Raw genomic sequence first — 26,422 nt, 5'->3', positions numbered from 1 at the left:
CTGCGCTCTGCCACAACCTACGGGAATCAGGCCATGCCAAGGGCCGGCAGCTTCAATCGCGAATTGGCTTTTGTAGGTTGGTCTGAGCTATGCGAAGCCCAACACGAAAGGTCCGCGCGGTTGCTTGTTGGGCTTCGCTGCGCTCTGCCACAACCTACGGGAATCAGGTCATGCCAAGCGCCGGCAGCTTCAATCGCGAACTGGCTTTTGTAGGTTGGGCTGAGCTATGCGAAGCCCAACACGAAAGGTCCGCGCGGTCGCTTGTTGGGCTTCGCTGCGCTCTGCCACAACCTACGGGAAAGTCAGGCCATGCTCAGTGCTGCCAGGGCTTTTTCCAGCCGCTTGGCCCTCGGTCCGCTGGCGATTTCCAGCACGCCCTGGTCGCGTTTCCAGAGGTCGGCCCATTCCGCCGGACCGCTGGCGAAGGCGGTATCCAGTTCCGGTTTCAGCGCCTTGAACTCGACGAAGAGGGCGGCCAGCAGCAGGTGCATCGTCGGGGTGGTGGCGCATTGGCGGGATACTTCGGCGGCGCCGCTGAGCAGGGCCAGCAAGCGCAGTTGCAGCGCTTGCGGCCAGGCACTGTCGCGGCCAATGCCATACAGCCAGGCAACCAGCGCGGCGAGGACATGAAGGTCTTCGATGCTGCGGAAGGGTTTCACGTAGGCGTCCCAGCCATCGCCGGCCAGACGTTCGCAATGGGCACCTTCAAGATGCAGGCGGGCGTGGGGAACGTCGGGCATCAGCGGCAACGGCTTGAGTTGCTCGACCTGCACACCGGGAGCGCCATTGCGAACCACCACCAGCGCCAGGCGCGGCGACTCGCCGTCGTTCTCTTCGCGGCCCGCCACCAGCAGCCAGTCGGCGGCATTTCCGGCCGTGACGAAATCCTTGCGGCCGCTGAGGCTGAGGCTCGCCAGGCGCGTCTGCATGTCCGCCGGGCGCACGCTGCGATTCTCGGTTACGCATAGCGCACCCAGGCTCAGCGGCGCTGATGGCCAGAGCAGTCTCAGGGCACCCTGGTAACCCGCGAGGAAGGCCAGCCCGGGCGTAGGCGCCAGCTTGCCGCCGAGGACGGCGAGTTCGAAGGGCGTGACCTCGCCCAATCGGTCCAGCAGAGCGCCGTACCAGTCGTCCAGGGGCTGGCCGGACGGCAGGCGGGCGGAAGCTTCGAGCAGGCGTTGCCAGGGCATTGGGGATTCCTCAAGGGGGTTGTCATGCAAGCATCACGAGACGGTCATGGGGGTGACACCGGGTCTACCTAGCCTGAGCTTGCACAACAAGATCGTCCGGCTGCAACCGGGATCGAGCCGGCCTACGGAGGCTTATTCATGACCCAGATCGCCATGACCCGCGACAGTGTCGCACCCAACGGGAAGAGCCCTCGCCGCCTGCAGGCCGAGCGCCTGGAAGGCATCGCTGCGTTGCGTGAGGCACAGGCCCTGCGTTTCCGCGTGTTCAGCGCCGAGTTCGACGCCAAGCTGCAAGGTGCCGAGTTCGGTCTCGACATGGATGACTACGATCCGCACTGCGAGCACATCGGCGTGCGCGACCTGGACAGCGGCGAGTTGGTCGCCACCACCCGCCTGCTCGACCACCAGGCCGCCCACGACCTGGGCCGCTTCTACAGCGAAGAGGAATTCAGCCTCCACGGGCTCGGCGAATTGCAGGGCCCGGTGTTGGAAATCGGCCGCACCTGTGTCGCTCCGGCCTACCGCAATGGCGCGACCATCGCCGTCCTCTGGGGTGAACTGGCCGAGGTGCTGAACCAGGGCGGCTACCGCTACCTGATGGGCTGCGCCAGCATTCCCATGCAGGACGGCGGTATTCAGGCCCAGGCCATCATGCAGCGCCTGCGCGAGCGTTACCTGTGCACCGAACATCTGCGCGCCGAGCCGAAGAACCCGCTGCCCATGCTGGAGTTGCCGGGCAACGTGATCACCGAGATGCCACCGCTGCTGAAGGCCTACATGCGCTTGGGTGCGAAGGTCTGTGGCGAACCCTGCTGGGACCCGGACTTCCAGGTGGCCGACGTGTTCATCCTGCTCAAGCGCGATGAGCTCTGCCCGCGTTACGCCCGCCACTTCAAGGCGGCGGTCTGAGGCCGGGCATGCTGAAGTCCGTACGTTTCTACGCTCGCGTTATCCGGCTGCTGGCGGTGATTGGCCTCGGCCTGTCGCTGGCTGCCTGGGTGACCGTACTGGAACGCCTGGGGCGCGCCGAGTTGATGGCCAGCCGGCAGCGTCTGACCCGCTGGTTCCTCAAACGCTTGACCGGGGCCTTGCCGTTTCGCGTACGCGTCAGCGGCCGCGTGCCGGATCAGCCGATGCTCTGGGTCAGCAACCACGTGTCCTGGACCGATATCCCGCTGCTCGGTGCCGTGGCGCCGTTGTCCTTCCTGTCCAAGGCCGAGGTGCGCTCATGGCCGGTCGCCGGTTGGCTGGCGCACAAGGCCGGCACGCTGTTCATCCGGCGTGGGTCAGGGGATAGCGGACTGGTTGGGCAGCAACTCGCCCGTCACCTGGGCGATGGCCGCAACCTGCTGATCTTCCCGGAAGGCACGACCACCGACGGCAGCCTGCTGAAGGCCTTCCACAGTCGCCTGCTGACCAGCGCCGTGGAGACCGGCGTGCCGGTGCAGCCGGTGGCCATCCGTTACCTGCGCGATGGCCAGCGTGACGATGTCGCGCCCTTCATCGGCGAAGACGACCTGCTTTCGCATCTGGTCCGTCTGCTGCGCAGTGACCGGGCGGAGGTGGAAATCCAGCTGCTCGAACCCGTGCCGAGCCAGGGATTGACCCGCACGGTGCTCAGTCAGAAAGCGAAGAGCGCCGTGCAACTGGCGCTCTTCGCAGAGGAGGAAGACGAGGCCTTGGCCGCCTGAGTGGGTCAGGCCTTGTCCTGGTCCGGCCAGCGGATTGGCGGCACCGCGAGGATGTCGCAGTCCAGCTCGCGTATGGCGGCATCGGCGACGCTGCCGATCAGTATCCGCTTCATGCCGGTCAATCCCCGCGTGCCTATCACCAGCAGGTCGACGGGGTCGCGATCCAGCACGCGCCGCAGTGCGGTCATGGGCTGGCCTTCCTCGATCAGGCGCTGATCGATGTGGCCGCCCAGCTCTTCGCGAAGCAGGAACTCATCCAGCGCAGCCGTGGCACGGCGGCGTTCGTCGGCGCCGTAGTCACCCGGGATCGCCCCGACGCCGGCAGAGGCCGCCAGCATCATGGCGCCGCCCAGCGGGTCGAAGGCATGCAGCGCCTTGGCGCCGGTCTTCGGCAACAGACCCAGTGCGTCGGCGGCACGCACCGCCTGGGCGGAAGCCGGGGAGCAGTCCAGGGCCAGCAGGGGCATCAGGTAGTCGTCTTCAGCCGCCTTGTTCACCAGCAGGATCGGTACATGGCTGGTGCGCAGCAGGCGCTCCAGGGTGGTCCCCGTGAAGATGTCGCGCAGTGGGCTCTTGCGGTGGCTGCCGACTACCAGCAGATCGATTTCGGCCCAGCGGGTGCAGTCGGCGATGTGTTTGGCCGGGTCGCCCACTTCCACCCAGATCTCCGGCGCGCGGCCGGCCAGCTCGGTGAAGAAGTCCATCTGCTCGTTCAGATAGCGGCGGACCTGTTCCACTTCCAACTCGATGCGCAATTGCGGCTGGTCGTCATCGACCACGTGCAGGATGAACCAGGGGCAGTTGAACTGATGGGCCAGGCGCGCCGCTCGCCGCAGGGCACGGTCGGAACGGTTGGAAAGGTCGGTCGCGAGCATCAATGCTTTCATCTGGCACCTCCAGTAGCGGATTCCTGTAGGCCCATTCCACTGCAGATGTAAGAAGTTTCCCTTGATGCAGATCAACCGTGGCTTTGCTGGGTTCCTGCGAATTGCTGGAGCTGTGGATAAAACTGCCGGAAGTCATCGCTGAGGGGCAGGTACAGGGCTTCCAGCTCGGCCATGGCGCCGGCCAGCCTTTCGGGGCGGGAAAAGCGTCGCGATATCCCGTTGATGACCAGTTCCAGCGTCTCGAACTCCCGGTAGCTCCCCAGCCAATCCTGCGCGGCCATGCGGGGCGCGATTAGGGCCAGGCGGCCGGGCAGTTCGGGTTCGTCGCCCAGGACCTGGTAGACGTGGTGAGTGAAGGCGTCCAGCGGTTCGGCGGCGTAGAGCTGCCAGTCGCGGGCCAGGCAATGGTCGAAGAAGACATCCAGCAGGATGCCGGCGAATCGCCGCCGCTCGCTGGGAAAGCGCAGCTTGGCCTGGGTAATGAGGGGATGGCTGTCGGTGAAAGCGTCGATGCGCCGGTGCAGGCGGATTCCGGCTTCGATATCCGCTGGCCAACGCCCGGCCAGCGGCCCTTTGACGAAGTCGCCATACAGGCTGCCGAGCAGTTGCGCGGGCTGCGAGCCGCCGAGATGGAGGTGAGCGAGGTAGTTCATTGGCCGAGCTTACCCCAGGCGGTTTTATCATGGCGGTTGATGATGACTATTGGCACAAACAATTCCGTATCGTCTTTTCTCGATATAAAGTTCGTTCCATCTCGATATACGAATCCACGGCCATGAGCACACAGATAGACCTCGACGAAATCATCAAGGCACTCGCCCATCCAGTGCGACGCGAGATGCTGCAGTGGCTCAAGGAACCGGAAAAGTACTTCGTCGAGCAGGACCACCCGTTCGAAATCGGCGTCTGCGCCGGCAAGTTCGACCAGCGCTGCGGGCTGTCCCAGTCCACCGTCTCGACGCACCTGGCGACCTTGCAGCGTGCCGGACTGGTGACCAGCCGCAAGGTGGGCCAATGGAACTTCTTCAAACGCAACGAAGCCGTCATCGCTGAATTTCTTCGCCAGATGAGCGACGAGCTGTAACTGCAGCACCTGCCACAACCCGAAAATCTTCCCAGGAGCAGGCCAATGCCTACTGCGCTTCTCGTCCTCGCCTTGTCCGCTTTTGCGATAGGCACAACCGAATTCGTCATCATGGGCCTGCTGCCCGAGGTGGCCGCCGACCTCGGCGTGTCCATCCCCGGCGCCGGCTGGCTGGTCACCGGTTATGCGCTGGGCGTCGCCATCGGCGCGCCGTTCATGGCGATGCTCACCTCGAAGCTGCCACGCAAGCGCGCCCTGTTGGCGCTGATGGGCGTGTTCATCATCGGTAACCTGCTCTGCGCCATCGCCGCCAACTACGGCCTGCTGATGCTGGCGCGTGTCGTTACCGCGCTCTGCCATGGCGCCTTCTTCGGTATCGGTTCGGTGGTGGCTGCGAGCCTGGTGCCGGCCAACCGCAAGGCTTCCGCCGTCGCCCTGATGTTCACCGGCCTGACCCTGGCCAACGTGCTGGGCGTTCCCCTGGGCACCGCCCTGGGCCAGGTCGCTGGCTGGCGTTCGACCTTCTGGGCCGTGACCCTGATCGGCATCGCTGCGCTGATCGGCCTGTGGCGGGTACTGCCGCGCCAGGACGATGAAGAGGCCACCGACATCCGCGCTGAATTCGCGGCCCTGCGGGGTGCCGGGCTGTGGTTGGCGCTGTCCACCACCGTGCTGTTCTCGGCCGCCGTGTTCTGCATCTTCACCTACGTTGCGCCGCTGCTCGGCGAGGTGACCGGTGTTTCTCCCCGTGGCGTGACCTGGACCCTGTTGCTGATCGGCCTTGGCCTGACGCTGGGTAACGTGATCGGTGGCCGCCTGGCCGACTGGAAACTGGCACAGACCCTGATGGGTGTGTTCGTCGCCCTGGCTGTTGCTTCCAGTGCCCTGACCTGGACCAGCGCCGCGCTGATCCCCACGGAAATCACCCTGTTCCTCTGGGCCACCGCCGCCTTCGCCGCCGTGCCGGCCCTGCAGGTCAACGTGGTGAACTTCGGCAGCGCCGCGCCGAACCTGGTTTCCACCCTGAACATCGGCGCTTTCAACATGGGCAATGCCCTTGGCGCCTGGGTCGGAGGCCTGGTCATCAGCCAGGGCTACGGCCTCACCACAGTTCCCCTGGCCGCTGCCGTGCTGGCGATTCTCGCCCTGATAGCGACCCTGCTCACCTTCAGCAACCGTACTCCCGAGCTGCAAGCGGCTCTCGACTGACCCGAGGTAAACGACATGCCCACGCTCTTCGACCCGATCAAGATCGGCGACCTGGAACTTTCCAACCGCATCATCATGGCGCCGCTGACTCGCTGCCGCGCCGACGAGGGCCGCGTACCCAACGCCCTGATGGCCGAGTACTACACCCAGCGCGCGTCCGCCGGGCTGATCATCAGTGAAGCCACCTCCGTCACGCCCCTGGGCGTTGGCTACCCGGATACCCCCGGTATCTGGTCCGACGAGCAGGTGAAGGGCTGGAGCAACATCACCAAGGCGGTCCACGCCAACGGCGGCAAGATCGTCCTGCAGCTCTGGCACGTTGGCCGTATCTCCGACCCGAGCTATCTGGACGGCGAAGCCCCGGTAGCGCCCAGCGCCATCGCCGCCAAGGGCCACGTCAGCCTGCTGCGTCCGCTGCGTGACTATCAGGTGCCGCGTGCCCTGGAAACCGAAGAGATTGCCGACATAGTCGAGGCCTACCGCATTGGTGCCGAGAACGCCCAGGTCGCCGGTTTCGACGGTGTGGAAATCCACGCTGCCAACGGTTACCTGCTGGACCAGTTCCTCCAGGACGGCACCAACAAGCGCACCGACCAGTACGGCGGTTCCATCGAGAACCGTGCCCGCCTGTTGCTGGAAGTCACCGATGCCGCGATCAAGGTGTGGGGCGCTGGCCGTGTAGGCGTGCACCTGTCGCCGCGTGCCGATCTGCATGACATGGGCGATTCCGATCTGGCCGGCACCTTCGGCTATGTCGCCCGTGAACTGGGCAAGCGTGGCGTGGCCTTCCTCTGCGCTCGCGAGAAGGAAGGCGAGGACAGCCTGACGCCCGCGCTGAAGGAAGCCTTCGGTGGTGTCTTCATCGCCAACGAGCGCTTTACCCGGGATAGCGCCGCTGCCTGGCTGGAAAGCGGCAAGGCCGATGCCGTGGCTTTCGGCGTTCCCTTCATCGCCAACCCCGACCTGCCCGAGCGCCTGCGCCTGGAAGCACCGCTGAACGAGCCGCGCCCGGAACTCTTCTACGCCAAGGGCCCGGTGGGCTACATCGACTACCCGCGCCTGTAACGCACAACCGGCCTTGTAGGGGCGAATTCATTCGCCAAGGACCGCGCAGCGGTCCCGCGAGGGTTTGCCAGAGCGCAGACCTTCGGCCTGCCTGGCGAATGAATTCGCCCCTACAGATGTCTTGCCGAGCCCCAAAATTCGTTTCCTCTGGTAGCTTTGCATCCATTGTCCGTCCGTCGGGACCGCCCCACAGGGGAACCCGGCGGCGATTCGTGTGACCAATGGAGTCCGGCCGAAGTCTTCCGGCCGTCAGCGACATGCCAAAGGAAGCCCGCATGCACAAATCGATACGCCCACTCATTGCCCTGCTCGCCGCGCTGGCGCTGCCGGTTCATGCAAGCTGGTACCTGGACAACGAGTCGTCGCGGATATCCTTCATCTCCACCAAGGCTGGCAGCATCTCCGAGGTGCACCGCTTCCCCACCCTGCACGGCAAGATCGGCAAGGATGGCAAGGCCCACCTGCGCATCGAGCTCGAGTCGGTCAGCACAGGAGTTCCGCTGCGCGATCAGCGCCTGCGTGATCAGTTCTTCGACATCGCCAAGTACCCCGAGGCCGAAGTCAGCGCCCAGCTGGATCTGCGTCCAATCACCGATCTGGCGCCCGGCGCGCAACTGGAGCTGGGCCTGCCGCTCACCGTGAAGATTCGCGACAAGCAGCATCAATACCGCGCAGAACTCTTGGCCACCCGCCTGGACGACCATCGCTTCCAGGTGGTGACCCTGGCGCCGCTGGTGCTTCAGGTGGAGGACTTCGGCCTGACCACTGCACTCGATGGGCTGCGCAAACTCGCCGGCCTGCCCGGCATCAGCCTGTCGGTGCCGGTAGGTGCCGTGCTGATCTTCACGGAGCGCTGATGGGGCAGATCTTCCCCTGGAAGTCCGGCAACCGCCTCGAGTTGCTGATTGACGGCCCTCAGTTCTTTCCGACCATGCTCACCGCCATTGCCCGGGCTGAGTACCAGGTCGCGTTGGAGCTGTACCTGGTGGAAGACGGTCGCTGCAGCGAGGCGCTGGTGGATGCCCTGTGCGTCGCCGCCGTGCGCGGCGTACGCGTGCGTTGCCTGTTCGATGATTTCGGCAGCCTGAAACTTGGCCGCGCGCTTCGTGACCGGCTCAACGATGCCGGGGTGCTGCTGCAGTTCTACAACCCGCTGCGCTGGCGAAGCGGCTTCCGGAACCTGTATCGCGACCATCGCAAGATACTCGTGGTGGATGACCGGCTGGCCTTCGTGGGTGGCACCGGGGCAACCGACGAATTCTGGGACCCGGCCCAGGAGAGCAGCCGCTGGCACGAGGTGATGGTGGCCATCGAAGGGCCGCTGGTGGCGCACTGGCAACTGATCTTCGACTACCAGTGGCTGGCCAACCTCGGCCGCCGCCCGTGGAAGTCGGGAGAGGCGCCGGGGCTGGCACACTTGCCGCCCTATCCGGCGATGGGCGAAGGGCTTGGGCGTCTGGCCTACGCCGATGCCAGTCAGCATCGCGACATCGTCCAGTCACTGGTGCGCAGCATTCGCACGGCGCGCAATCGCGTGTGGCTGGCGACGCCCTACTTCCTGCCGAGCTGGAAGGTTCGCCGTGCCCTGATCAAGGCCGCACGACAGGGGGTCGAGGTACGCCTGCTGCTCACCAGCCGTCACACCGACCACCCGCCGATACGCTTCGCCGGCCAGCGTTACTACCCGCGCCTCCTGCGTGCCGGGGTGCGGATATTCGAATACCAGAAGCGCTTCCTGCACCTGAAGATGGCGCTGGCCGATGACTGGGTCAGCGTCGGTTCCTGCAACTTCGACCACTGGAACCTGCGCTTCAACCTGGAGGCCAACGTCGAGGCGCTGGACCTGAGTTTCACCCAGGCAGTCGATGCCTGCATGCGCCAGGATTTCGCTGATAGCCGCGAGATCACCATGGACGACTGGCATGCCCGGCCCCTGGTCAAACGCCTGCGTCAGCGGCTCTGGGGCTGGCTGGACCGCCTGGTGGTGAACCTGCTCGATCGGCGCCGTTAGCGGGGCGCCGCACTTTCGTCGGGTGCCTGCGAACCGATGCCGGGCTAGGCTTGCTCCACTACAACAAGAGGGAGTGGCTGCATGGGCCGCCGATATCTGCCGATCCTGCTGCTTTGCGCCGTGCTGGGCGGTTGTTCCACCCCCGGTGCGTTCTTCGGTGCAACCCAGGGGCCGGCATTCCAGGCCGTCGCACCGAGTGATGCGGAGCACGCGCTGGTCTACCTGTACCGGCCGCAAAGCCAATGGGCCGACCAGGAACTGGAAGCGCCGGGCCTCTTCCTCAACAACGAACTGATCGGCAGCCTGCCGAGCAACGGTTATCTGGTGCTGGAGTTCGATACCGCCAGCTACAAGCTGGAAATGCGCCGTCCGCTGTTCGGCAGCTACTGGACCCTGTTCGCCGATGGCCCGCTGGACTTCACCCTCATCACCTCGTTCGTCCTGGACGCGGCCGGCGGGCATACGTACTACCTGCGTTACGACGAACTGGACCCGCCGCCGAAGAACAGCGACCAGCCCGGCGCGGGCAATGGGCCGCTGCAACTGGTGGACGAGTCCCTGGGCAGCCAGGAAATCACCGCTACGCGCCAGGTGCAGCCGAGCGAGCGGATCGCCGCCAGCGGCGAGATGGTACGTCCGCAGGAAGGGTTCTGGCGGGGCGTGGGTAAGGCGCTGGACAAGATCGGCATCTGACATTCGGCACGCCTGTAGTAGGGGCCTATTACCCGTGATCGAAGGGCGGCGCGGATAATTGGCTACCTTTGAAGCCTCAGGGCTTCCAATCCAGGAGGATGCGATATGGCCGCGAAGAAGATTCTGATGCTGGTCGGCGACTACGCCGAAGACTACGAAACCATGGTGCCGTTCCAGGCCCTGCTGATGGTCGGTCACACCGTGCACGCCGTGTGCCCGGACAAAATCGCCGGCCAGAGCGTGCGTACCGCCATTCATGATTTCGAAGGCGACCAGACCTACAGCGAGAAACCGGGTCACAACTTCGCCCTCAACTTCGACTTCGCCAAGGTCAAGGCAGAGGACTACGACGCCCTGCTGATCCCGGGCGGTCGTGCGCCGGAATACCTGCGCCTGAACGCCACCGTGCTGGAGCTGGTGAAGGCCTTCGACAAGGCTGGCAAACCCATTGCCGCCGTTTGCCACGGTGCTCAGCTGCTGGCGGCTGCCGGCGTGCTGGAAGGGCGCGAGTGCAGTGCTTATCCGGCCTGCGGTCCGGAAGTCAGGCTTGCGGGTGGCCAGTATGTGGATATCCCGGTCGATGCCGCGCACACCCAGGGCAACCTGGTCACCGCCCCGGCCTGGCCGGCGCATCCTGCGTGGCTGGCGGCGTTCCTCAAGCTGCTCGGGACGAAAATCGAGCCGTGATCGTAGGTTGTGGCTGAGCTGTGCGAAGCCCAACAATCGCGTGTGTTGGGCTTCGCTGCGCTCTGCCACAACCTACCTGGCCCAATTGATCCCGCATCGCCAGAAACAGGAGGCACGCCATGTGCGAGCTGTACGTCAAGGCCGATCCCATCCTCTACGAGTCCCGTTCGCGCTCGCTGCGCATTCGCGGGGTGGTGACCACCCTGCGGCTGGAGAACCAGTTCTGGGACATCCTTCGGGAAATCGCCGAGGTGGATGGCATGACCACCAACCAGCTCATCACCAAGCTCTACGACGAGGTGATGGAATACCGCGGCGAGGTGGTCAACTTCGCCTCGTTCCTGCGGGTGAGCTGCACCCGCTACCTGGCCCAGCGCCGCGCCACGGTTGTCGAGCTGCCGAAGGCGCGCGTGCAGGGCTGAGCCCTCAAACCACCTGTTCGAGCCAGTCGTTCAGGTTGTAATAGTTGGTCACGCGAGCAATCTTGCCGCAGTGGATATGGAAGAAGGCGCCGGCCGGCAGCACATAGGTCTGGCCATTGGCTGGCGGCAGGCCCTCATCGTTGGACAGGTACTGGCCGTGCACCACGAACTCGGCAGCGGCGCGACTGCCGTCGGCGCTCTGCATGACCACGATGTCCGACAGCCGCTCCTTGTAGCAGCGGTTCATCTTGTCCATGAACGCGGCGAAGGCCGCCTTGCCCTGCTGGCGTTCGCCCTGGTTGATGTCGTGCACCACATCCTCGCTGAGCAGGGCGAGGAAGGCTGGCATGTCGCTGGCGTTGAAAGCGGTGTAATAGGCTTGCACCAGTTCGGTAGCGGTCATGGTTGGGTTCCTGTCGCAATGGGGTCATTCGGTCCGTGTCCGGCATGATAGGTTCCTGACCGGAGCCCGACTTAGCCAGGGACGTCATCCACTTCCCCAGAATGACCGATCCGATGCAGATCCGACTTCTCCAGGGCGCAGCCATCGCGCCTCACATCGATGACCTCGCACGCCTTCGCCTGACGGTATTCCGCGAGTTTCCGTACCTCTACGACGGCACGCTGGAGTACGAAGCGCGCTATCTCGCCACCTACGCTGAATCGCCGGAGAGCCTGTTCGTCCTGGCCCTGGATGACGCGCGTGTAGTGGGGGCTTCCACCGGTCTGCCGATGGCGGATGAAACCGAAGAATTCCAGCGACCATTCCGAGAGCAGGGTTGGGACCCGCAGCGCATCTTCTACTTCGGCGAGTCGGTGCTGCAGGCAGAGTACCGGGGCACTGGGCTAGGCGTGCGCTTTTTCACCGAGCGCGAGGCTTATGCACGGCGACTTGGGCGTTTTGCGCATTGCGCCTTCTGCGCGGTGGAACGACCGGCCACTCATCCACGACGGCCGCCGGGCTACCAGCCGCTCAATGAATTCTGGTCGCGGCGTGGCTATCGCCATCACCCGGAATTGCGCACCGAATTCCACTGGCGTGACCTGGATGAAGATGAAGAGTCAGCCAAACCCATGTCCTTCTGGCTCAAGGAGCTCACCCCATGATCAGGATCGCCGCCTGCCAGTACGCCATCGAGCTGCATGAAAGCTGGGAGGCCTACGCCACTCACCTGGAGGGGCTGTGCGCCGAGGCGGCTGCGGCAGGCGCGAAGCTGCTGGTGCTGCCCGAGTACGCCGGCCTGGTGCTGGCCGGTCAGTTGCCGCCGGACGAGCGAGGGGACCTGCAGGCGTCCATCGTCGGTATCCAGCCCCTCCTGCAGGACTGGCGGGCACTGTGTGCCGGCATCGCCGCGAAGCTCGGTGTCTACCTGCAACCCGGCAGCCTGCCGGTACGTGATGCGGATGGGCGATTCCGCAACCGTGCCTGGCTGTTCGGCCCGGGCGGTGAACTGGGCTATCAGGACAAGCTGATCATGACCCGCTTCGAGCGGGAGCAATGGGGCATCGCGGCAGGGGAGGGGCTGAAGGTGTTCGACACGGCCCTGGGGCGACTGGGCATCCTGATCTGCTACGACAACGAGTTCCCCCTGCTGGCGCGCACCCTTGCCGAAGGCGGCGCCGACCTGATCCTCGCCCCCAGTTGCACTGACACCGAAGCCGGCTACAACCGCGTGCGCATCGGTGCCCAGGCACGTGCCCTGGAGAACCAGATCGCCGTCCTCCAGTCGCCTACCGTTGGACTCGCCCCCTGGTCACCGGCGCTGGACGAAAACATCGGCCGTGCCGGCCTCTACGTGCCGCCGGACTACGGCATGCCGAGCAACGGCGTCATCGCCGAAAGCCCCGACCTCTGCCCCGCGTCCAGCCAGTGGCTGATCTGCGACCTGGATCTGGACGAGGTGAGCCGGGTGCGTACGGAAGGGCAGGTGGTCACCCGGCGGGATTGGCCAGAGCAATTCGACCAGGCACAGCTTTTGTAGGTTGGTGCTGAGCCTGCGAAGCCCAACGCAGCGATGTTGGGCTTCGCTCCGCTCTGCCACAACCTACGGGAGCATAAAAAAAGCCCGGCGCATGGCCGGGCTTTTTCATTCAGCGAAGGTGAAGGCTTACTTCACTTCCACCGCCAGGTTCTCGGCGATCTTCTGTTGCCAGATCGCCGGGCCGGTGATGTGCACCGACTCGCCGTTGGTGTCGACGGCGACGGTGACCGGCATGTCCTTCACGTCGAACTCGTAGATGGCTTCCATACCGAGTTCGGCGAAGGCCAGGACCTTGGACTTCTTGATCGCCTGGGCCACCAGGTAGGCGGCGCCGCCGACGGCCATCAGGTAGACGGCCTTGTTGTCCTTGATTGCGTCGATAGCGATCGGACCACGCTCGGACTTGCCGATCATGCCCAGCAGGCCAGTCTGCTCGAGAATCTGGCGAGTGAACTTGTCCATGCGGGTCGCGGTGGTCGGGCCAGCCGGGCCAACCACTTCGTCACCGACCGGATCGACCGGGCCGACGTAGTAGATGAAGCGGCCTTTCAGGTCCACCGGCAGCTCTTCGCCCTTGTTCAGCATGTCGACCATGCGCTTGTGCGCAGCGTCGCGGCCGGTGAGCATCTTGCCGTTGAGCAGGATGGTCTCGCCCGGCTTCCAGCTCTGCACTTCTTCCGGGGTGATCGTGTCGAGGTCGACGCGGCGCGCGGACGGGCCGGCTTCCCAGACGATTTCCGGGTAGGCGTCCAGCGGCGGGGCTTCCAGTTCGGCCGGGCCGGAGCCGTCGAGCACGAAGTGGGCGTGACGGGTAGCGGCGCAGTTGGGGATCATGCAGACCGGCAGCGAGGCGGCGTGGGTCGGGTAGTCCATGATCTTCACGTCGAGTACGGTAGTCAGGCCGCCCAGGCCCTGGGCACCGATGCCCAGCTGGTTGACCTTCTCGAACAGCTCGAGGCGCATTTCCTCGATCTTGTTCTGCGGACCGCGGGCCTTCAGCTCGTGGATGTCGATTTCGTCCATCAGGACTTCCTTCGCCATCACTGCGGCCTTCTCGGCGGTACCGCCGATGCCGATGCCGAGCATGCCCGGCGGGCACCAGCCGGCGCCCATGGTCGGGACGGTCTTCAGTACCCAGTCGACGATGGAGTCGGACGGGTTGAGCATGGCCATCTTCGACTTGTTCTCGGAGCCGCCGCCCTTGGCCGCCACGTCCACTTCCACGGTGTTGCCGGGAACGATGGAGTAGTGGATGACCGCCGGGGTGTTGTCCTTGGTGTTCTTACGGGCGCCCGCCGGGTCGGCCAGGATGGAGGCGCGCAGGACGTTCTCCGGCAGGTTGTAGGCGCGACGCACGCCCTCGTTGATCATGTCGTCCACGCTCATGGTGGCGCCATCCCAGCGCACGTCCATGCCGACGCGGACGAACACGGTGACGATACCGGTGTCCTGGCAGATCGGGCGGTGGCCGGTAGCGCACATGCGCGAGTTGATCAGGATCTGCGCCATGGAATCGCGTGCGGCGGGCGATTCTTCACGCAGATAGGCCTCATGCATGGCCTGGATGAAATCCACGGGATGGTAGTAGGAGATGAACTGCAGGGCGTCGGCGACACTCTGGATCAGATCATCTTGCTTGATCACGGTCATGTGGGCGCTCCTCTTGGAGGGAACATCAGGGAAGCGCCGGACCACGACCCGGCGCGCGAGGCTAAAAAAGGCGCGGCAGTATAGCGCGTGGGGCCAGTCGGGCACAGTCGCCGGTAGTCGACCTTGGTCGGTTGTCGGACAGATCCTACAGGCTAGGAAATTTGTGATCACAGGCGTACATTGAAGGCATGGTGCCATTACGGGAAGGAGCCCCATGAGCCCATCCAGCCAGCGGGTCAGCCATAGAGCCTTGCAGAGTCTGCTGCTGAAGCGCTTCGGTATGGCTGTGGCTACCTACTCGATGGTCCTGCTCTTGTGCTGGGTGGCGATGATCGGTGGCTTGTTCCGGGTTTCTCCGAGCACTGCCCTGATCGGCTCCGGCCTTGTTGCCGCGTCCCAGCTCGCGCTGTTCTGGCTGTTCCTCAGCGGACACAACCTGCGTTTCTCCGACCCCAGCCTGACGGAACCCCAGGTGCTGCTCGCACTGGTCTGGAGCACCTGGCTGATGTCCATGGTCGACAACGCGCGGGGCACCCTGTTGACCGTCTACGTGCTGATCATGATGTTCGGCGTGTTCCAGTTGAAGCCCAGGGTCTTCGCCCGTTGCGCAGCAATCGGCTTCTTCGCGTTCGCGGGCCTCAACCTGTACGAGGCCTACCTGATGCAACTGGCCGACCCGGCCCTGGCGCTGCTGCAGGTTTGCGTACTGTTCGTACTGATGGCCTGGCTGAGCCTGTTCGCCAGTTATGTCCAGGCGCTGCGCCAGCGCATGCGTCAACGCCGCTTCGCCCTGCAGGCGCACCAGGACACCCTGCGTGGAATGATGCGCCAGCTGGAAGACCTGGTCGCCACCGACGAACTGACCGGCCTGTTCAACCGCCGTCATTTCCTGCGCCTGGCCGGCCGCGAACTGGACAGCCTGACGCCGAACCGCCAGCACGGACTGGCATTGATCGACCTCGACCATTTCAAACGCATCAATGATGTTCACGGCCACGCCGCCGGTGACCGGGTGCTGCAGACCTTCGCCGCCGTGGCGCGGGCCTGTCTGCGCGATGGCGACGTGTTGGCACGCTACGGTGGCGAGGAGTTCGTCCTGCTGCTGCCCAACTGCGATGCGGACCGCCTGACCGCCTGCTGCGAGCGCCTGCGTCAGGCCTTCGAGCAGGCTGAGCCGGTGGGCGTGCAGGTGGAACGGTTGAGCCTGTCGGCGGGCATGACTTTGCTGACGGTCGGCGATGATCTGGATGATGCGTTGCAGCGTGCGGATCAGGCACTCTATCGGGCGAAGCGCGGCGGACGTAACCGTTGCGATGCCGCCTGGGAGGGCCTGGGTGCCTGAACTCGAAGTTGCCGGAAAACGTTGGAACGTAGCCCCCGCCAGCAACCTGCTGGACGCTTTGAACGCGGGCGGCTGCAACGTGCCTTTCAGTTGCCGCGCCGGCAGTTGCCACGCTTGCCTGGTGCGCTGCCTGTCCGGTGAACCGGCGGATGCCAGGCCCGAGGCGCTGGACAGTATCCAGCGTGCCGAGGGGTGGCGGCTGTCCTGCCAGTGCCTGGTGGTGCAAGACCTGGTGGTCGAGGTGTTCGACCCGGCGCGCGATGGCGTGGAAGCCGAAATCGTCGGCATCGACTGGCCGGCCCCGGAGGTCCTGCGCCTGCGACTCGTACCTTCGCGGCCGCTACGTTACAGCGCCGGCCAGCATCTCCTGCTGTGGAATGACGAGGGCGTCGCCCGGCCCTATTCCCTGGCCAGCCTGCCGGGTTTTGATGACTTCCTCGAATTCCACCTGGATTGCCGCAAGCCCGGATTGTTCAGCGACAGGGCCCGGCGGCTGGTGCCGGGGGACAAGCTGCGCCTGGGCGAACTCCATGGCGGCGCGCTGCACTATGACCCGGTCTGGGACACCCGGCCGCTGTTGTTCCTTGCCGCAGGCACCGGACTGGCGCCGCTTTGGGGGCTGCTGCGGGACGCGCTGCGGAATCATCATCAGGGCCCTATCCGCATCATTCATCTGGCCCATGACGCCGGCGGACATTATCTGGCCAAATCCCTCGCCGAGCTGGCTGCAAACCATTCCGGGCTTGTCGTCGAACTGATCACGCCGGCCGAGCTGCCAGAGGTTTTGGCGCAATTCCGCCTTGTTTCGCGGCAAACCATCGCCTTACTCTGCGGCCACCCCGCCAGCGTCGAGGAGTTTGCGCGCCGGCTTTATCTGGCCGGCCTGCCCCGCAACCAGTTGCTGGCCGATACCTTCCTGACCCGCGAAACCTGAGCTGCGGGCCAACACCAATCGAGGATTTGCCATGAGTGAGCACATTCTGGTCGAGCGCGAGCAGGGCCTGCTGACGCTGCGCATGAACCGCCCGGACAAGAAGAACGCCCTGACCCGCGCCATGTACAGCGGCATGGCCGAAATACTGGATGCCGCGCGGGACGACGCTGGCGTACGGGCAGTGCTGATCACCGGCAGCGAAGAGTGCTTCACCAGCGGCAACGACATCGTGGACTTTCTGCAGGAACCGCCGAGCGGGATGGACAGCCCGGTGTTCCAGTTCATGCGCGCGCTGTTCGACTTCCCCAAGCCGGTGGTGGCGGCGGTAAGTGGTCCGGCGGTAGGTATCGGCACTACCCTGTTGCTGCACTGCGATCTGGTCTATGTGAGCTGCAATGCGAAGCTGAAGATGCCGTTCGTCAGCCTTGGCCTGTGTCCCGAGTTTGGTTCCAGCCTGATCCTGCCGCGCCTGCTTGGTCACGCAAAAGCGGCTGAGCTGCTGCTGTTGGGCGAAGGCTTCACCGGTGAGCAGGCTGCCAACTGGGGTATTGCCAACGCCGCCCTGGAAAATGGTGCTGCGACCCTGGCCCGCGCTCGCGAGGCCGCGCAGCGCTTCCTCGACCTGGCGCCTTCGGCCCTGATCGCGAGCAAGCGCCTGATGCAGGCACCGGGCCGCGAGGAATTGCGTCGGGTGATCTCGGAGGAGGGCGAGCTGTTCAGCCAGCGTCTGCGTTCGCCTGAGGCGGTCGAAGCGCTGTCGGCCTTCACCCAGCGTCGCAAGCCGGATTTCTCGAAGTTCGTGTGACACCAGCTCTTTGATTGTGGGGGCGAATTCATTCGCTAAGGGCAGCTTGCTGCCCCCTTCAACCTTGCAGGACAGGCCTGCGGACTGCTTGGCGAATGAATTCGCCCCTACAAGATTTTTGATCCCCATTTGCGCAAACAAAAAAGCCGCCCCGAAGGGCGGCTTTTTTCGTTCCAGGCCAGGTCAGATCAGACCAGCAGGTCGCCGACGTGGAGGATCTTCATGGTGTTGGTGCCGCCCTGGGTGGTGTAGCTGTCACCCTTGGTCAGGATCACCCAGTCGCCCTTGGTCACCACGCCGCGTTGCAGCAGTTCGTCCACGGCCATCTGGCTGACCTTCTCCGGCGGCAGAGCAGCGGCGTCGAAGGGGATGGTCTCCACGCCACGGAACAGCGCCACGCGGGCCTGGGTTTCGCGGTGCGGGGAGTAGGCGAAGATTGGCACCGAGGAACGGATGCGCGACATGATCAGCGGGGTGTAGCCGCTTTCGGTCAGGCAGATGATGGCCTTGATGCCCGGGAAATGGTTGGCGGTGTACATCGACGCCAGGGCGATGCTTTCGTCGCAGCGGTCGAAGGTCTGGCCGACGCGGTGGTGGGAGCGGCGGGTGTCCGGGTGTTTCTCGGCGCCCTGGCAGATGCGCGCCATGGCCTGTACGGCCTCGACCGGGTATTCGCCGGCGGCGCTTTCGGCCGACAGCATCACGGCGTCGGTGTAGTCGAGCACGGCGTTGGCTACGTCCGAGACCTCGGCGCGGGTCGGCATCGGGCTATGGATCATCGACTCCATCATCTGGGTCGCGGTGATCACGGCTTTGTTGTAGCGGCGGGCGTGCAGGATGATTTTCTTCTGGATACCCACCAGTTCGGCGTCGCCGATTTCCACACCCAGGTCGCCACGGGCCACCATGACGGCGTCGCTGGCGCGGATCAGGCCGTCCAGGGCATCGTCGTCGGCCACGGCTTCGGCGCGTTCGATCTTGGCCACCAGCCAGGCCTTGCCACCGGCTTCGTCGCGCAGGCGGCGGGCCAGTTCCATATCGGCGGCGTCACGGGGGAAGGAAACGGCCAGGTAATCCAGGTCCATTTCCGCAGCCAGTTTGATGTCGGCCTTGTCCTTGGCGGTCAGCGCCGGTGCGGTCAGGCCGCCGCCGCGACGGTTGATGCCCTTGTGGTCGGACAGCGGGCCGCCGATCAGCACGGTGCAGTGGAGCTCGTCAGCGGTGGTGGAGACGACGCGCATCACCACGCGACCGTCGTCCAGCAGCAGCTCGTCGCCGACGCCGCAGTCCTTGATCAGGTCCGGGTAGTCGATGCCCACCACTTCCTGGTTACCGGCATCGCGCGGATGGGTGACGGAGAAGCGGAAGCTGTCGCCTTCCTTCAGTTCGATGCGTTTGTTGGCGAACTTGGCGATGCGGATCTTCGGGCCTTGCAGGTCACCCAGCAGGGCGACGAAGCGACCGTGCTTGGCGGCCAGCTCGCGGACCAGACGGGCGCGTGCCTTGTGTTCTTCGGGGCTGCCGTGGGAGAAGTTCAGGCGGGCGACGTTCAGCCCCGCGATGATCAGTTGCTCCAGGACCTCCGGGGAGTTGCTGGCCGGGCCGAGGGTGGCGACGATTTTGGTGCGGCGGAAAGGCATGCGAAGACTCCATTTTTCAAGCAGAGCGCGAGGCTACTACGCGAGAAAACTGTAGTCATTGTTCCTGTGCACTACCCGCTGAATTGTTTCAGGTGGAGCGCTGGACGGCGCTAGGGGCGGCTCTGGTTGAGGGCCTGATCGAGGTGTTGTGAAGCCTTGCTGGCCAGATTGCTGTTCGGAAACTGCACCAGTAGCCGGCGGAAATAGCCGATCGCCTTGTCGCGACTGGCGTGGGGATTGTCCGGCGCCAGGTACATCAGCCCCAACTGATAGAGCGCCTTCTCCTTGATATCCGGCTGTACGTGGGCATCGGACAACGCCAGCAGGTAGAGCTCTTCGGCTTCGGCCACGCGATCCTTGAGTACGGCGCGACGCGAGAGGAGGGTCATGTCCGGGTCCAGTCCCGGCTTGTAGAGGTCCAGGTTGTTGCTCGGCTTCCAGGTGGCGAGGAGTTCGCGGGAACTCTTCTGCACCGGCTCCCCGGCGCGTTGGCGGATGACCAGGATGCGTGCTTCGGCGCGCTGGGCCGCGCGGCTGCTGGGAAATTCGTCGAGGACGCGTTCCAGGTAGCCCAGGGCCTTGGTGTCGTCCCGTTGTTCGTTGTAGCGGCTCATGTAGATGAGGCCGATCTGGTACAGGGTGATGGCGCGAACGTCGTCGCTGAACTTGTCGTCGCGGTAGCCGACCAGATACAGCTCTTCCGCCTCGGGGCTCTTCGCGTCGCGGATGGCCATGGCGCTGTAGGTCAGCAGATCGCCTTCTTCTTCCACCGCCGCGGCCATTCGCTTGCTCTTCATGGTCTTGTATTCCACCACTTCGTTGGTGGTGACCTGGGCAATGAACAGCGGGGTGGTGGGCGAACAGGCGCCCAACAGCAGACACAGGGCGAGGAGGGCGGGGCGCGTGGAGTGCATGACGGAACCGTGTCCTTGGGCGACGTCCGCAGTCTAGCAGTGGCCGCTTGCCATTCGAGGGGCGCGCCAGCAGGACCAATCGGAGGTTATGCTTCGCTCTTCTCGTTCGCCCAGCGGCCTGAAGAAGTGGCGCTCCCAGCCGATATCCCGTGGGACGGAGGAATTATCCATGCGAACCCTGATCATTCTGACCCTGCTGGCGGCCGTGGGCGGTTGCACCCGCTGGTCCCTCGATCATCACCTGAACAACGCCTATCGCTCTTATGAGAGGGGGAATTGCGAGGACGTGATGCTCGAACTGTCCAAAGCCGAGCGCAAGAGTCGCTCCCGCCAGTACCTGCAGCCGGAAATCTCCTTGCTTCGTGGTCAGTGCCTGGAGCGCCAGAACCTGTTCGTCGATGCGGCACAGACCTACCAGTTCATCATTGCCCGCTATCCCGCCAGCGAGTATGCCTACCGGGCCAAGGCGCGCCTGGAGACCCTGCAGCAGCTCGGCCGCCTCACCGGCAGTTCTGCCAAGGCCAGCGTCGCACCGCTCTGACCCGTAACCCGGCCGTCGGTCGTTGCCAGCTTGAGCTGGGCCCGGCCGGGGCTAAGCTGAGCGTCAATCCGAGGAACGCTGGAATGCGCTACCTGCTGTGCTGTCTGTTGCTGGTTCCGGCGATTGCCGGTGCCGAGATCTATCGCTGGACTGATGCCCAAGGACAGGTGCATTTCAGCGAGACACCCAGGGAGGGTGCCGAGCCGGTCTCGGTGAAGCCCCAGGTAATCGAACGCGATCAGGCGACGCGTGAGCGTGAGGCGCGCACTGAGAAGGTCTTCGATGCGCGCCGCCAGGAACAGGCTGCGGCAGCGGATCGGGCCACGGAAGCGCGGGCGCGGCAACAGAAGGTGTGCAGCAGGTTGCGTTCGCAGCAGGACGATTTGAATCAGGGCGGACCGTTCTACCGGCTCGACGAGCGTGGCGAACGCCAGTACTACACTGATGAACAGATCGAAACCTACCGTCGCAAGCTTGGCGAGAACATCTCACGCGATTGCAATTGAAGGTTGGTCCGGGGTTACAACGAGTTCATACTGAAGTGCCACCAATAGCGATTTGATATCATGCCTACCAAGCGCCATATCGAACGCCATCAGCTGCCTTATTACCTGAAGGTGTTCAATCGAATCACCGACAAGCCCATGGGTTACCTGGGCAATGTTTCCATGGACGGCCTGATGCTGATCAGCCAGCTGCCCATGCTGGTGGGCGCGCGCTTCGATATGCAGTTGAAGATTCCGGGCAAGGATGGGCAGCTGCACTTCATCGATTTCTACGCCACCTGCCAGTGGTGCCACGAGGATGTGACGCCTGGCCACTACGATTCCGGCTTCTCGCTGGTGGCGCCGCCGTCGGAATACGCCGACCTGATTGACGCCCTGCGTTTCTATTTCAGCTTTCGCCCTTTGGCCGCCTCGGCCTGAGTCTGCCTGAAAAAAGGCTTCCAGCCCCGCATCGGGCTTTCTCCGACTTCTGCAGAAGAATGAAAAAAGGCGCCAGATGGCGCCTTTTTCGCAGTAGATCGGTTCACGGGCGGATTTCGATCAGCGTCCCGTCCCTCACCAGGCTCCATATTTCGCGCATGTCCGAGTTCTTCATGGCGATGCAGCCTTCAGTCCAGTCCAGGCTGTGGAAATACCATTCAGGGTATTCCTCATCCAGCGGTGTGCCGTGAATCATGATCATGCCGCCCGGCGTCACGCCCTTGTCCCGGGCCTTCGCTGCATCGCGGGCGTTGGGGTAGGAGATGTGCATGGACAGGTTGAACTTGTCGCTGGTCTTGCGCCAGTCGATCCAGTAGAAGCCTTCGGGCGTGCGCTGGTCCCCTTCGCGCAGCTTCGGGCCAAGTGGTTGCTTGCCGAGCGAGATGCGGTAGGACTTGAGAATGTCGCCGCGATTCATCAGCAATAGTTTGCGCTCCGATTTCACCACCAGGACCTTGTCGATGGATTTATCAACCATCGTCGGCGTGGTGCTCGCCTGGGCGAGAGCGGCAAGGCTCATGGAAAGTACGACTAGCAACCAGCGCATCGGCACAGCAACCCCACAGTGTTCAAGTCAGCAGATTAGTGGTCAGGCTTTTTTGTAGTAGGCCAGCAACGGAGCGAGTGGCTCGTTGCGCACCGGGAAGACCTGCCCGGCGCGGTCGGCGAAGTAGCATTCTAAGGTACGGCCCACGGTCGGAAAAGCCAGCTCCGACCAGGGAATATCCCGTTCGTGGAAGAGACGCACCTCCAGGCTTTCGTCACCGGCGGCGAAGTCCAGGTCCACCAGCTCAGCGCGGAAGAAGGTGTACACCTGACTGATGTGCGGCAGGTCGAACAGCGTATAGAGGCTGAGATTGCGCACTCGCGCGCAGGCTTCTTCGAGCGTTTCGCGGGTGGCGGCCTGTTCCATCGTCTCGCCGTTTTCCATGAAGCCGGCGGGCAGGGTCCAGTAGCCCTTGCGCGGATCGATGGCGCGGCGGCAGAGCAGCACCTGCTCGCCCCAGACCGGCAGGCAGCCGGCGACGATGCGTGGATTCTGGTAGTGGACCGTGTGGCAGCTGTCGCACACGTAGCGCAGGCGGTTATCGCCATCGGGAATGCGCTGGGCGACCGGGGCGCCGCACTGGCTGCAGTATTTCATCGTCGTTCCTCAGGGGCAGGCGCTCATCTTGGCGCGGCACGGTGTTGCACGGCAAGCGGCGTACCGGGCAAACCAAAGATGGTGAATGGTGCGACCTGTCGGCGTGGGACTTGGGCGGCCCGGAGGTTCATGCCATGATGCCCGGCAGTCGAGAAAAACGAGAAAATCCATGCTGGATGACCTGCTCCGTCGTGTGCAGAGCTACTCCCCGAGAACCCTGGAAACCGATCACGACTTCCCTGAAGCGGCGGTGCTGGTGCCCATCACGCGCAGCGACGAGCCCGAGCTTGTCCTGACCCTGCGCGCCAGTGGCCTGTCCACCCATGGTGGCGAGGTGGCCTTTCCCGGCGGTCGTCGCGACCCCGAGGATGCGGACCTGATCCAGACTGCTCTGCGCGAGGCGGAGGAAGAAGTCGGCCTGCCGCCAGGCTTGGTGGAAGTCATCGGCCCGTTGAGCCCGCTGGTTTCCCGCCACGGCATCAAGGTCACCCCGTATGTCGGGCTGGTCCCGGACTTCGTCCAGTACAAGGCCAACGACGGTGAGATCGACTCGGTCTTCAGCGTGCCGCTGGCGTTCTTCCGCGACGATCCGCGGCAGGTGACCCACCGCATCGATTACCTCGGCCGTAGTTGGTACGTCCCCAGCTATCAGTACGGCGAATACAAGATCTGGGGCCTGACGGCGATCATGGTCATCGAGCTGGTCAACCTGGTCTATGACGCCGACATCGATATGACCCGCGCCCCCGCGAGCTTCATAAAACTCAAATAAGCCCCGTTCGAGGAGCGCCTGATGAAATACCGCCTTGGAACCGCCCAGGTCGAAACCCATCCCGACAGCTGGGCCGCGCCCACAGCCACCCTGGTAGGCAAGGTGCGCCTGGATGCCGGTGCCAGCGTCTGGTTTGGCGCCGTACTGCGCGGCGATAACGAGCTGATCCACATCGGTGAGAACAGCAACGTCCAGGACGGCACCGTGATGCATACCGACATGGGCTATCCGCTGAACATCGGCCGGTCCGTCACCATCGGCCACAACGCCATGCTGCACGGTTGCTCGGTGGGCGACTTCAGCCTCATCGGCATCAATGCCGTGGTGCTCAACGGCGCGAAGATCGGCAAGTACTGCATCATCGGCGCCAATGCACTGATTCCCGAAGGCAAGGAGATCCCCGACGGCTCGCTGGTCATGGGCTCTCCCGGCAAGGTGGTGCGTGAGCTGACCGAGCAACAGAAGAAGATGCTCGAAGCCAGTGCCGCCCACTACGTACACAATGCCCAGCGCTACGCTCGCGACTTGGCCGAGCAGGACGACTGATGGACGCTGAACGCCCCGTCCGCTCCCCCTGCGTGCAGGTCTGTGTGCTGGACGACCATGACATCTGCGGTGGTTGCCAGCGCACCGCCGACGAAATCACCCGCTGGGGCCGCATGGACAATGCCGAACGGCGCGAAGTCCTGGCCCGCTGTTTCGAGCGCGCCAAGGCCAGCGGCCTGTTCATCAGCTCTCCGTCCCAGGCTTCTTGACTCCCCGAGGAAACGACATGCCCCGTATTGGAACCCCCTTGTCGCCCAGCGCGACCCGTGTACTGCTGTGCGGCTCCGGCGAGCTCGGCAAGGAGGTGGTGATCGAACTGCAGCGCCTCGGCTGTGAAGTGATCGCTGTCGACCGCTACGCCGACGCCCCTGCCATGCAGGTGGCGCATCGCAGCCACGTGATCAGCATGCTGGACGGTGCGGCCCTGCGTGCCGTGATCGAGCAGGAGAAGCCGCATTACATCGTGCCGGAGATCGAGGCCATCGCCACCGCGACCCTGGTGGAGCTGGAAGCCGAAGGCTTTACCGTGGTGCCCACTGCCCGCGCAGCCCAGCTGACGATGAACCGGGAAGGCATCCGCCGCCTCGCCGCCGAGGAACTGGGCGTGCCCACCTCGCCCTATCACTTCGCCGATACCTTCGAGGACTACAGCGCGGCGGTGGCCAGTGTCGGCTACCCCTGCGTGGTCAAGCCGATCATGAGCTCCTCCGGCAAAGGCCAGTCGGTGCTCAAGTCCGACGCCGACCTGAAGGCCGCCTGGGACTACGCCCAGGAAGGCGGCCGCGCCGGCAAGGGGCGGGTCATCGTCGAAGGTTTCATCGACTTCGATTACGAAATCACCCTGCTCACTGTGCGCCACATCGGTGGTACCAGCTTCTGCGCGCCTATCGGTCATCGTCAGGTGAAGGGTGACTACCACGAATCCTGGCAGCCCCAGGCGATGAGTCCGAAGGCCCTGGCCGAGTCGGAACGCATTGCCCAGGCGGTGACCGAAGCCCTGGGTGGTCGCGGTCTGTTCGGCGTGGAGCTGTTCATCAAGGGCGACCAGGTGTGGTTCAGCGAGGTTTCGCCGCGCCCCCACGACACCGGCCTGGTGACGCTGATTTCCCAGGACCTCTCCGAATTCGCCCTGCACGCACGAGCCATCCTCGGCCTGCCGATCCCGGCCATCCGCCAGACCGGCCCGTCCGCCTCGGCGGTGATACTGGTCGAAGGCAAGTCCAACCAGGTCAGCTTCGGCAACCTGGGCGCGGCGCTCAGCGAGCCGGATACCGCGCTGCGCCTGTTCGGTAAACCGGAAGTGGACGGTCAGCGCCGTATGGGTGTTGCCCTGGCGCGGGACGAGTCCACCGATCTGGCGCGGGCCAAGGCGACCCGTTCCGCGCAGGCGGTTGACGTCAAGCTGTGATGCGCCTGGCCATGTGGTGCTGGTGGGTTGCCGCGCTGCCGCTGCTACCCCTGGCACTGCCTATGGCCATGCATACCCGCCGTACCGCACTGCGCCTGGCGCCCGCCGCCGGGCCGGAGCGGGGGCTTGCAGGGAGCGAACTGGAAGGCGAGCCCCTGCGACTTCTCTTGATTGGTGAATCCACCGTTGCCGGAGTCGGCGCTTCCTGCCTGGACTTCGCCCTGGCCGGGCAGTTGGCCTCGGCCCTGGCCATGCGCCTGCGGCGCCCTGTGGCCTGGCGTGCCTGCGGCGAGAACGGCATCACGGCGGGCGAGGCCCTGGAGCGGCTCCTGCCGCAGGTAGCGGATGAACCTGTCGACCTGGTGCTGCTGGTCTTCGGCGTCAACGACACCACCCATTTCAGCGCCAGTCGCCGTTGGCAGGAGGCCCTGAAGGGAATGGCGCAGCATTTCGTCGGGCGTGGTGCGCAAGTCGCGCTGGCCGGCGTACCACCGCTGCAACATTTCACTGCATTGCCCTGGCTGCTGCGCCAGTTGCTCGGTTGGCGCGCCAGCTTGCTGGATAGCCAACTGCGGGCGCTGGCGGAGCGTGAGGGGCTTGCCTGCTGTGCCACCCGCCTGGAGATGCGCCCGGAGTTCCTGGCGCTGGATGGCTACCATCCGTCCCCACTGGGCTATCGCGTCTGGGGCGAGTCGCTGGCGGACTGGTTCGTCGCTTCGGTTCAACCGGCCCAGGAGACGGAAGGCCTGGCGCTCGATTTCAGCGCATGAGGCTGGGGCCGCAGTCGCGGTTTTCTTCGGGTTTGGAACGGCCAGCGGA

The 26,422-nt window shown here is 64.5% G+C and carries 32 protein-coding genes; 23 read left to right on the top strand and 9 right to left on the bottom strand.

What is annotated here, in order from left to right; all coding sequences use genetic code 11:
• Nucleotides 1–302 precede the first annotated feature (302 nt).
• Nucleotides 303–1,190, bottom strand: a complete 888-nt coding sequence (locus E8E95_RS21660; RefSeq protein ID WP_280353785.1) for an acyl-CoA dehydrogenase family protein — start codon at nt 1,188–1,190, stop codon at nt 303–305.
• 138 nt (nt 1,191–1,328) lie between these two features.
• Between E8E95_RS21660 and olsB the strand changes: the two genes are divergently transcribed.
• A complete protein-coding gene (gene olsB, locus E8E95_RS21655; RefSeq protein ID WP_280353783.1) occupies nt 1,329–2,099 on the top strand; it encodes an L-ornithine N(alpha)-acyltransferase in 771 nt (256 codons plus the stop codon).
• An 8-nt stretch (nt 2,100–2,107) separates the two neighbouring features.
• Complete coding sequence (locus E8E95_RS21650; RefSeq protein WP_280353782.1) at nt 2,108–2,881, top strand: lysophospholipid acyltransferase family protein; 774 nt, start codon at nt 2,108–2,110, stop codon at nt 2,879–2,881.
• Nucleotides 2,882–2,886: 5 nt separating this feature from the next.
• Here the strand turns inward: E8E95_RS21650 and E8E95_RS21645 are convergent, their stop codons facing one another.
• Entirely contained in the window at nt 2,887–3,768 is an 882-nt protein-coding gene (locus E8E95_RS21645; RefSeq protein WP_280353781.1) for a universal stress protein, read from the bottom strand.
• Between the two features lie 71 nt (nt 3,769–3,839).
• Complete coding sequence (locus E8E95_RS21640) at nt 3,840–4,421, bottom strand: ACP phosphodiesterase (RefSeq protein WP_280353780.1); 582 nt, start codon at nt 4,419–4,421, stop codon at nt 3,840–3,842.
• Nucleotides 4,422–4,543: 122 nt separating this feature from the next.
• On the opposite strand from E8E95_RS21640, the gene E8E95_RS21635 reads away from it, so the two are divergent.
• The 8 genes from E8E95_RS21635 to E8E95_RS21600 all read left to right on the top strand — a co-directional run bounded on the left by E8E95_RS21635 (nt 4,544) and on the right by E8E95_RS21600 (nt 10,939).
• Nucleotides 4,544–4,852 carry a helix-turn-helix transcriptional regulator gene (locus E8E95_RS21635; protein WP_120654746.1) on the top strand — a complete coding sequence of 103 codons (309 nt, stop codon included), beginning with the start codon at nt 4,544–4,546 and terminating at the stop codon, nt 4,850–4,852.
• A gap of 45 nt (nt 4,853–4,897) precedes the next feature.
• Entirely contained in the window at nt 4,898–6,061 is a 1,164-nt protein-coding gene (locus E8E95_RS21630; RefSeq protein ID WP_280353778.1) for an MFS transporter, read from the top strand.
• A 15-nt stretch (nt 6,062–6,076) separates the two neighbouring features.
• Entirely contained in the window at nt 6,077–7,126 is a 1,050-nt protein-coding gene (locus E8E95_RS21625; RefSeq protein WP_280353776.1) for an alkene reductase, read from the top strand.
• A 275-nt stretch (nt 7,127–7,401) separates the two neighbouring features.
• Nucleotides 7,402–7,983: a YceI family protein gene (locus E8E95_RS21620; protein WP_280353775.1), complete on the top strand. Its 582-nt coding sequence runs from the start codon at nt 7,402–7,404 to the stop codon at nt 7,981–7,983.
• Entirely contained in the window at nt 7,980–9,137 is a 1,158-nt protein-coding gene (locus E8E95_RS21615; RefSeq protein WP_280354020.1) for a phosphatidylserine/phosphatidylglycerophosphate/cardiolipin synthase family protein, read from the top strand. The genes E8E95_RS21620 and E8E95_RS21615 overlap by 4 nt, the downstream gene beginning before the upstream one ends.
• Before the next feature lie 81 nt (nt 9,138–9,218).
• The gene (locus tag E8E95_RS21610; RefSeq protein WP_280353774.1) at nt 9,219–9,830 is read left to right on the top strand and encodes a DUF2846 domain-containing protein; all 612 of its coding nucleotides are present in this window, start codon (nt 9,219–9,221) and stop codon (nt 9,828–9,830) included.
• 105 nt (nt 9,831–9,935) lie between these two features.
• A complete protein-coding gene (locus E8E95_RS21605) occupies nt 9,936–10,517 on the top strand; it encodes a DJ-1/PfpI family protein (protein ID WP_280353773.1) in 582 nt (193 codons plus the stop codon).
• 119 nt (nt 10,518–10,636) lie between these two features.
• Nucleotides 10,637–10,939, top strand: a complete 303-nt coding sequence (locus E8E95_RS21600; RefSeq protein WP_028628683.1) for a ribbon-helix-helix domain-containing protein — start codon at nt 10,637–10,639, stop codon at nt 10,937–10,939.
• A 4-nt stretch (nt 10,940–10,943) separates the two neighbouring features.
• On the opposite strand, the gene E8E95_RS21595 is transcribed toward E8E95_RS21600, so the two are convergent.
• Nucleotides 10,944–11,342, bottom strand: coding sequence for a nuclear transport factor 2 family protein (locus E8E95_RS21595; protein WP_280353771.1), 399 nt, complete (start codon nt 11,340–11,342; stop codon nt 10,944–10,946).
• Nucleotides 11,343–11,455: 113 nt separating this feature from the next.
• Between E8E95_RS21595 and E8E95_RS21590 the strand changes: the two genes are divergently transcribed.
• Nucleotides 11,456–12,046: a GNAT family N-acetyltransferase gene (locus E8E95_RS21590; protein WP_280353770.1), complete on the top strand. Its 591-nt coding sequence runs from the start codon at nt 11,456–11,458 to the stop codon at nt 12,044–12,046.
• Nucleotides 12,043–12,921 (top strand): carbon-nitrogen hydrolase family protein, encoded by an 879-nt coding sequence (locus E8E95_RS21585; RefSeq protein WP_280353769.1) that lies wholly within the window; start codon nt 12,043–12,045, stop codon nt 12,919–12,921. The genes E8E95_RS21590 and E8E95_RS21585 overlap by 4 nt, the downstream gene beginning before the upstream one ends.
• Before the next feature lie 126 nt (nt 12,922–13,047).
• Here E8E95_RS21585 and E8E95_RS21580 read toward each other — a convergent pair whose 3' ends face one another.
• Complete coding sequence (locus E8E95_RS21580; protein WP_077526725.1) at nt 13,048–14,571, bottom strand: fumarate hydratase; 1,524 nt, start codon at nt 14,569–14,571, stop codon at nt 13,048–13,050.
• A gap of 214 nt (nt 14,572–14,785) precedes the next feature.
• Between E8E95_RS21580 and E8E95_RS21575 the strand changes: the two genes are divergently transcribed.
• Genes E8E95_RS21575 through E8E95_RS21565 form a run of 3 tightly spaced genes read left to right on the top strand, consistent with a single transcriptional unit; the run spans nt 14,786 to nt 17,652 of the window.
• The gene (locus E8E95_RS21575) at nt 14,786–15,913 is read left to right on the top strand and encodes a GGDEF domain-containing protein (RefSeq protein WP_280353766.1); all 1,128 of its coding nucleotides are present in this window, start codon (nt 14,786–14,788) and stop codon (nt 15,911–15,913) included.
• On the top strand, nt 15,906–16,847 hold the full coding sequence (locus E8E95_RS21570; protein ID WP_280353764.1) for an iron-sulfur-binding ferredoxin reductase: 942 nt from the start codon (nt 15,906–15,908) through the stop codon (nt 16,845–16,847). Before E8E95_RS21575 ends, E8E95_RS21570 begins: the two co-directional genes overlap by 8 nt.
• A 31-nt stretch (nt 16,848–16,878) precedes the next feature.
• Nucleotides 16,879–17,652: an enoyl-CoA hydratase gene (locus E8E95_RS21565; RefSeq protein WP_280353762.1), complete on the top strand. Its 774-nt coding sequence runs from the start codon at nt 16,879–16,881 to the stop codon at nt 17,650–17,652.
• 188 nt (nt 17,653–17,840) lie between these two features.
• Here the strand turns inward: E8E95_RS21565 and pyk are convergent, their stop codons facing one another.
• Both pyk and E8E95_RS21555 read right to left on the bottom strand, forming a co-directional pair.
• On the bottom strand, nt 17,841–19,292 hold the full coding sequence (pyk, locus tag E8E95_RS21560; RefSeq protein ID WP_280353760.1) for a pyruvate kinase: 1,452 nt from the start codon (nt 19,290–19,292) through the stop codon (nt 17,841–17,843).
• Between the two features lie 110 nt (nt 19,293–19,402).
• A complete protein-coding gene (locus E8E95_RS21555; RefSeq protein ID WP_280353759.1) occupies nt 19,403–20,206 on the bottom strand; it encodes a tetratricopeptide repeat protein in 804 nt (267 codons plus the stop codon).
• 169 nt (nt 20,207–20,375) lie between these two features.
• Here E8E95_RS21555 and E8E95_RS21550 point away from each other — a divergent pair, with 169 nt between their 5' ends.
• The 3 genes from E8E95_RS21550 to E8E95_RS21540 all read left to right on the top strand — a co-directional run bounded on the left by E8E95_RS21550 (nt 20,376) and on the right by E8E95_RS21540 (nt 21,673).
• On the top strand, nt 20,376–20,747 hold the full coding sequence (locus tag E8E95_RS21550; RefSeq protein ID WP_280353758.1) for a tetratricopeptide repeat protein: 372 nt from the start codon (nt 20,376–20,378) through the stop codon (nt 20,745–20,747).
• Nucleotides 20,748–20,830: 83 nt separating this feature from the next.
• Nucleotides 20,831–21,253, top strand: coding sequence for a DUF4124 domain-containing protein (locus E8E95_RS21545; protein ID WP_280353756.1), 423 nt, complete (start codon nt 20,831–20,833; stop codon nt 21,251–21,253).
• 60 nt (nt 21,254–21,313) lie between these two features.
• A complete protein-coding gene (locus E8E95_RS21540; protein WP_077526741.1) occupies nt 21,314–21,673 on the top strand; it encodes a PilZ domain-containing protein in 360 nt (119 codons plus the stop codon).
• Nucleotides 21,674–21,776: 103 nt separating this feature from the next.
• Here the strand turns inward: E8E95_RS21540 and E8E95_RS21535 are convergent, their stop codons facing one another.
• Both E8E95_RS21535 and E8E95_RS21530 read right to left on the bottom strand, forming a co-directional pair.
• The gene (locus E8E95_RS21535; protein ID WP_280353754.1) at nt 21,777–22,280 is read right to left on the bottom strand and encodes a L,D-transpeptidase family protein; all 504 of its coding nucleotides are present in this window, start codon (nt 22,278–22,280) and stop codon (nt 21,777–21,779) included.
• A 42-nt stretch (nt 22,281–22,322) separates the two neighbouring features.
• Complete coding sequence (locus tag E8E95_RS21530) at nt 22,323–22,877, bottom strand: NUDIX hydrolase (protein WP_280353753.1); 555 nt, start codon at nt 22,875–22,877, stop codon at nt 22,323–22,325.
• 169 nt (nt 22,878–23,046) lie between these two features.
• On the opposite strand from E8E95_RS21530, the gene E8E95_RS21525 reads away from it, so the two are divergent.
• From E8E95_RS21525 to E8E95_RS21505, 5 genes are read left to right on the top strand one after another with little or no spacing between them, the layout of a single operon-like run.
• On the top strand, nt 23,047–23,649 hold the full coding sequence (locus tag E8E95_RS21525; protein WP_179060381.1) for a CoA pyrophosphatase: 603 nt from the start codon (nt 23,047–23,049) through the stop codon (nt 23,647–23,649).
• A gap of 21 nt (nt 23,650–23,670) precedes the next feature.
• A complete protein-coding gene (locus tag E8E95_RS21520) occupies nt 23,671–24,195 on the top strand; it encodes a gamma carbonic anhydrase family protein (RefSeq protein ID WP_280353752.1) in 525 nt (174 codons plus the stop codon).
• Nucleotides 24,195–24,404 (top strand): DUF1289 domain-containing protein, encoded by a 210-nt coding sequence (locus E8E95_RS21515; RefSeq protein ID WP_179060379.1) that lies wholly within the window; start codon nt 24,195–24,197, stop codon nt 24,402–24,404. Before E8E95_RS21520 ends, E8E95_RS21515 begins: the two co-directional genes overlap by 1 nt.
• 17 nt (nt 24,405–24,421) lie before the next feature.
• Nucleotides 24,422–25,603 (top strand): formate-dependent phosphoribosylglycinamide formyltransferase, encoded by a 1,182-nt coding sequence (gene purT / locus E8E95_RS21510; RefSeq protein ID WP_280353751.1) that lies wholly within the window; start codon nt 24,422–24,424, stop codon nt 25,601–25,603.
• A complete protein-coding gene (locus E8E95_RS21505) occupies nt 25,600–26,373 on the top strand; it encodes an SGNH/GDSL hydrolase family protein (protein ID WP_280353750.1) in 774 nt (257 codons plus the stop codon). The genes purT and E8E95_RS21505 overlap by 4 nt, the downstream gene beginning before the upstream one ends.
• The last annotated feature ends 49 nt before the right edge of the window (nt 26,374–26,422 follow it).

Source organism: Pseudomonas sp. BN414 (assembly GCF_029871275.1).
GTDB classification, from domain to species: Bacteria; Pseudomonadota; Gammaproteobacteria; order Pseudomonadales; family Pseudomonadaceae; genus Metapseudomonas; species Metapseudomonas resinovorans_C.
This window is presented reverse-complemented; position numbering and strand designations above follow the sequence as displayed.

Coding starts and splice junctions, on each gene's coding strand:
- E8E95_RS21530 (WP_280353753.1), bottom strand. CDS start 22,877: ATGAAATACTGCAGCCAGTGCGGCGCCCCGGTCGCCCAGCGCATTCCC.
- E8E95_RS21555 (WP_280353759.1), bottom strand. CDS start 20,206: ATGCACTCCACGCGCCCCGCCCTCCTCGCCCTGTGTCTGCTGTTGGGC.
- E8E95_RS21535 (WP_280353754.1), bottom strand. CDS start 22,280: ATGCGCTGGTTGCTAGTCGTACTTTCCATGAGCCTTGCCGCTCTCGCC.
- E8E95_RS21635 (WP_120654746.1), top strand. CDS start 4,544: ATGAGCACACAGATAGACCTCGACGAAATCATCAAGGCACTCGCCCAT.
- E8E95_RS21520 (WP_280353752.1), top strand. CDS start 23,671: ATGAAATACCGCCTTGGAACCGCCCAGGTCGAAACCCATCCCGACAGC.
- E8E95_RS21610 (WP_280353774.1), top strand. CDS start 9,219: ATGGGCCGCCGATATCTGCCGATCCTGCTGCTTTGCGCCGTGCTGGGC.
- E8E95_RS21640 (WP_280353780.1), bottom strand. CDS start 4,421: ATGAACTACCTCGCTCACCTCCATCTCGGCGGCTCGCAGCCCGCGCAA.
- E8E95_RS21620 (WP_280353775.1), top strand. CDS start 7,402: ATGCACAAATCGATACGCCCACTCATTGCCCTGCTCGCCGCGCTGGCG.
- E8E95_RS21605 (WP_280353773.1), top strand. CDS start 9,936: ATGGCCGCGAAGAAGATTCTGATGCTGGTCGGCGACTACGCCGAAGAC.
- E8E95_RS21565 (WP_280353762.1), top strand. CDS start 16,879: ATGAGTGAGCACATTCTGGTCGAGCGCGAGCAGGGCCTGCTGACGCTG.
- E8E95_RS21600 (WP_028628683.1), top strand. CDS start 10,637: ATGTGCGAGCTGTACGTCAAGGCCGATCCCATCCTCTACGAGTCCCGT.
- E8E95_RS21580 (WP_077526725.1), bottom strand. CDS start 14,571: ATGACCGTGATCAAGCAAGATGATCTGATCCAGAGTGTCGCCGACGCC.
- E8E95_RS21660 (WP_280353785.1), bottom strand. CDS start 1,190: ATGCCCTGGCAACGCCTGCTCGAAGCTTCCGCCCGCCTGCCGTCCGGC.
- E8E95_RS21625 (WP_280353776.1), top strand. CDS start 6,077: ATGCCCACGCTCTTCGACCCGATCAAGATCGGCGACCTGGAACTTTCC.
- E8E95_RS21590 (WP_280353770.1), top strand. CDS start 11,456: ATGCAGATCCGACTTCTCCAGGGCGCAGCCATCGCGCCTCACATCGAT.
- E8E95_RS21515 (WP_179060379.1), top strand. CDS start 24,195: ATGGACGCTGAACGCCCCGTCCGCTCCCCCTGCGTGCAGGTCTGTGTG.
- E8E95_RS21540 (WP_077526741.1), top strand. CDS start 21,314: ATGCCTACCAAGCGCCATATCGAACGCCATCAGCTGCCTTATTACCTG.
- E8E95_RS21595 (WP_280353771.1), bottom strand. CDS start 11,342: ATGACCGCTACCGAACTGGTGCAAGCCTATTACACCGCTTTCAACGCC.
- E8E95_RS21585 (WP_280353769.1), top strand. CDS start 12,043: ATGATCAGGATCGCCGCCTGCCAGTACGCCATCGAGCTGCATGAAAGC.
- E8E95_RS21545 (WP_280353756.1), top strand. CDS start 20,831: ATGCGCTACCTGCTGTGCTGTCTGTTGCTGGTTCCGGCGATTGCCGGT.
- E8E95_RS21525 (WP_179060381.1), top strand. CDS start 23,047: ATGCTGGATGACCTGCTCCGTCGTGTGCAGAGCTACTCCCCGAGAACC.
- purT (WP_280353751.1), top strand. CDS start 24,422: ATGCCCCGTATTGGAACCCCCTTGTCGCCCAGCGCGACCCGTGTACTG.
- E8E95_RS21550 (WP_280353758.1), top strand. CDS start 20,376: ATGCGAACCCTGATCATTCTGACCCTGCTGGCGGCCGTGGGCGGTTGC.
- E8E95_RS21575 (WP_280353766.1), top strand. CDS start 14,786: ATGAGCCCATCCAGCCAGCGGGTCAGCCATAGAGCCTTGCAGAGTCTG.
- E8E95_RS21650 (WP_280353782.1), top strand. CDS start 2,108: ATGCTGAAGTCCGTACGTTTCTACGCTCGCGTTATCCGGCTGCTGGCG.
- olsB (WP_280353783.1), top strand. CDS start 1,329: ATGACCCAGATCGCCATGACCCGCGACAGTGTCGCACCCAACGGGAAG.
- pyk (WP_280353760.1), bottom strand. CDS start 19,292: ATGCCTTTCCGCCGCACCAAAATCGTCGCCACCCTCGGCCCGGCCAGC.
- E8E95_RS21630 (WP_280353778.1), top strand. CDS start 4,898: ATGCCTACTGCGCTTCTCGTCCTCGCCTTGTCCGCTTTTGCGATAGGC.
- E8E95_RS21645 (WP_280353781.1), bottom strand. CDS start 3,768: ATGAAAGCATTGATGCTCGCGACCGACCTTTCCAACCGTTCCGACCGT.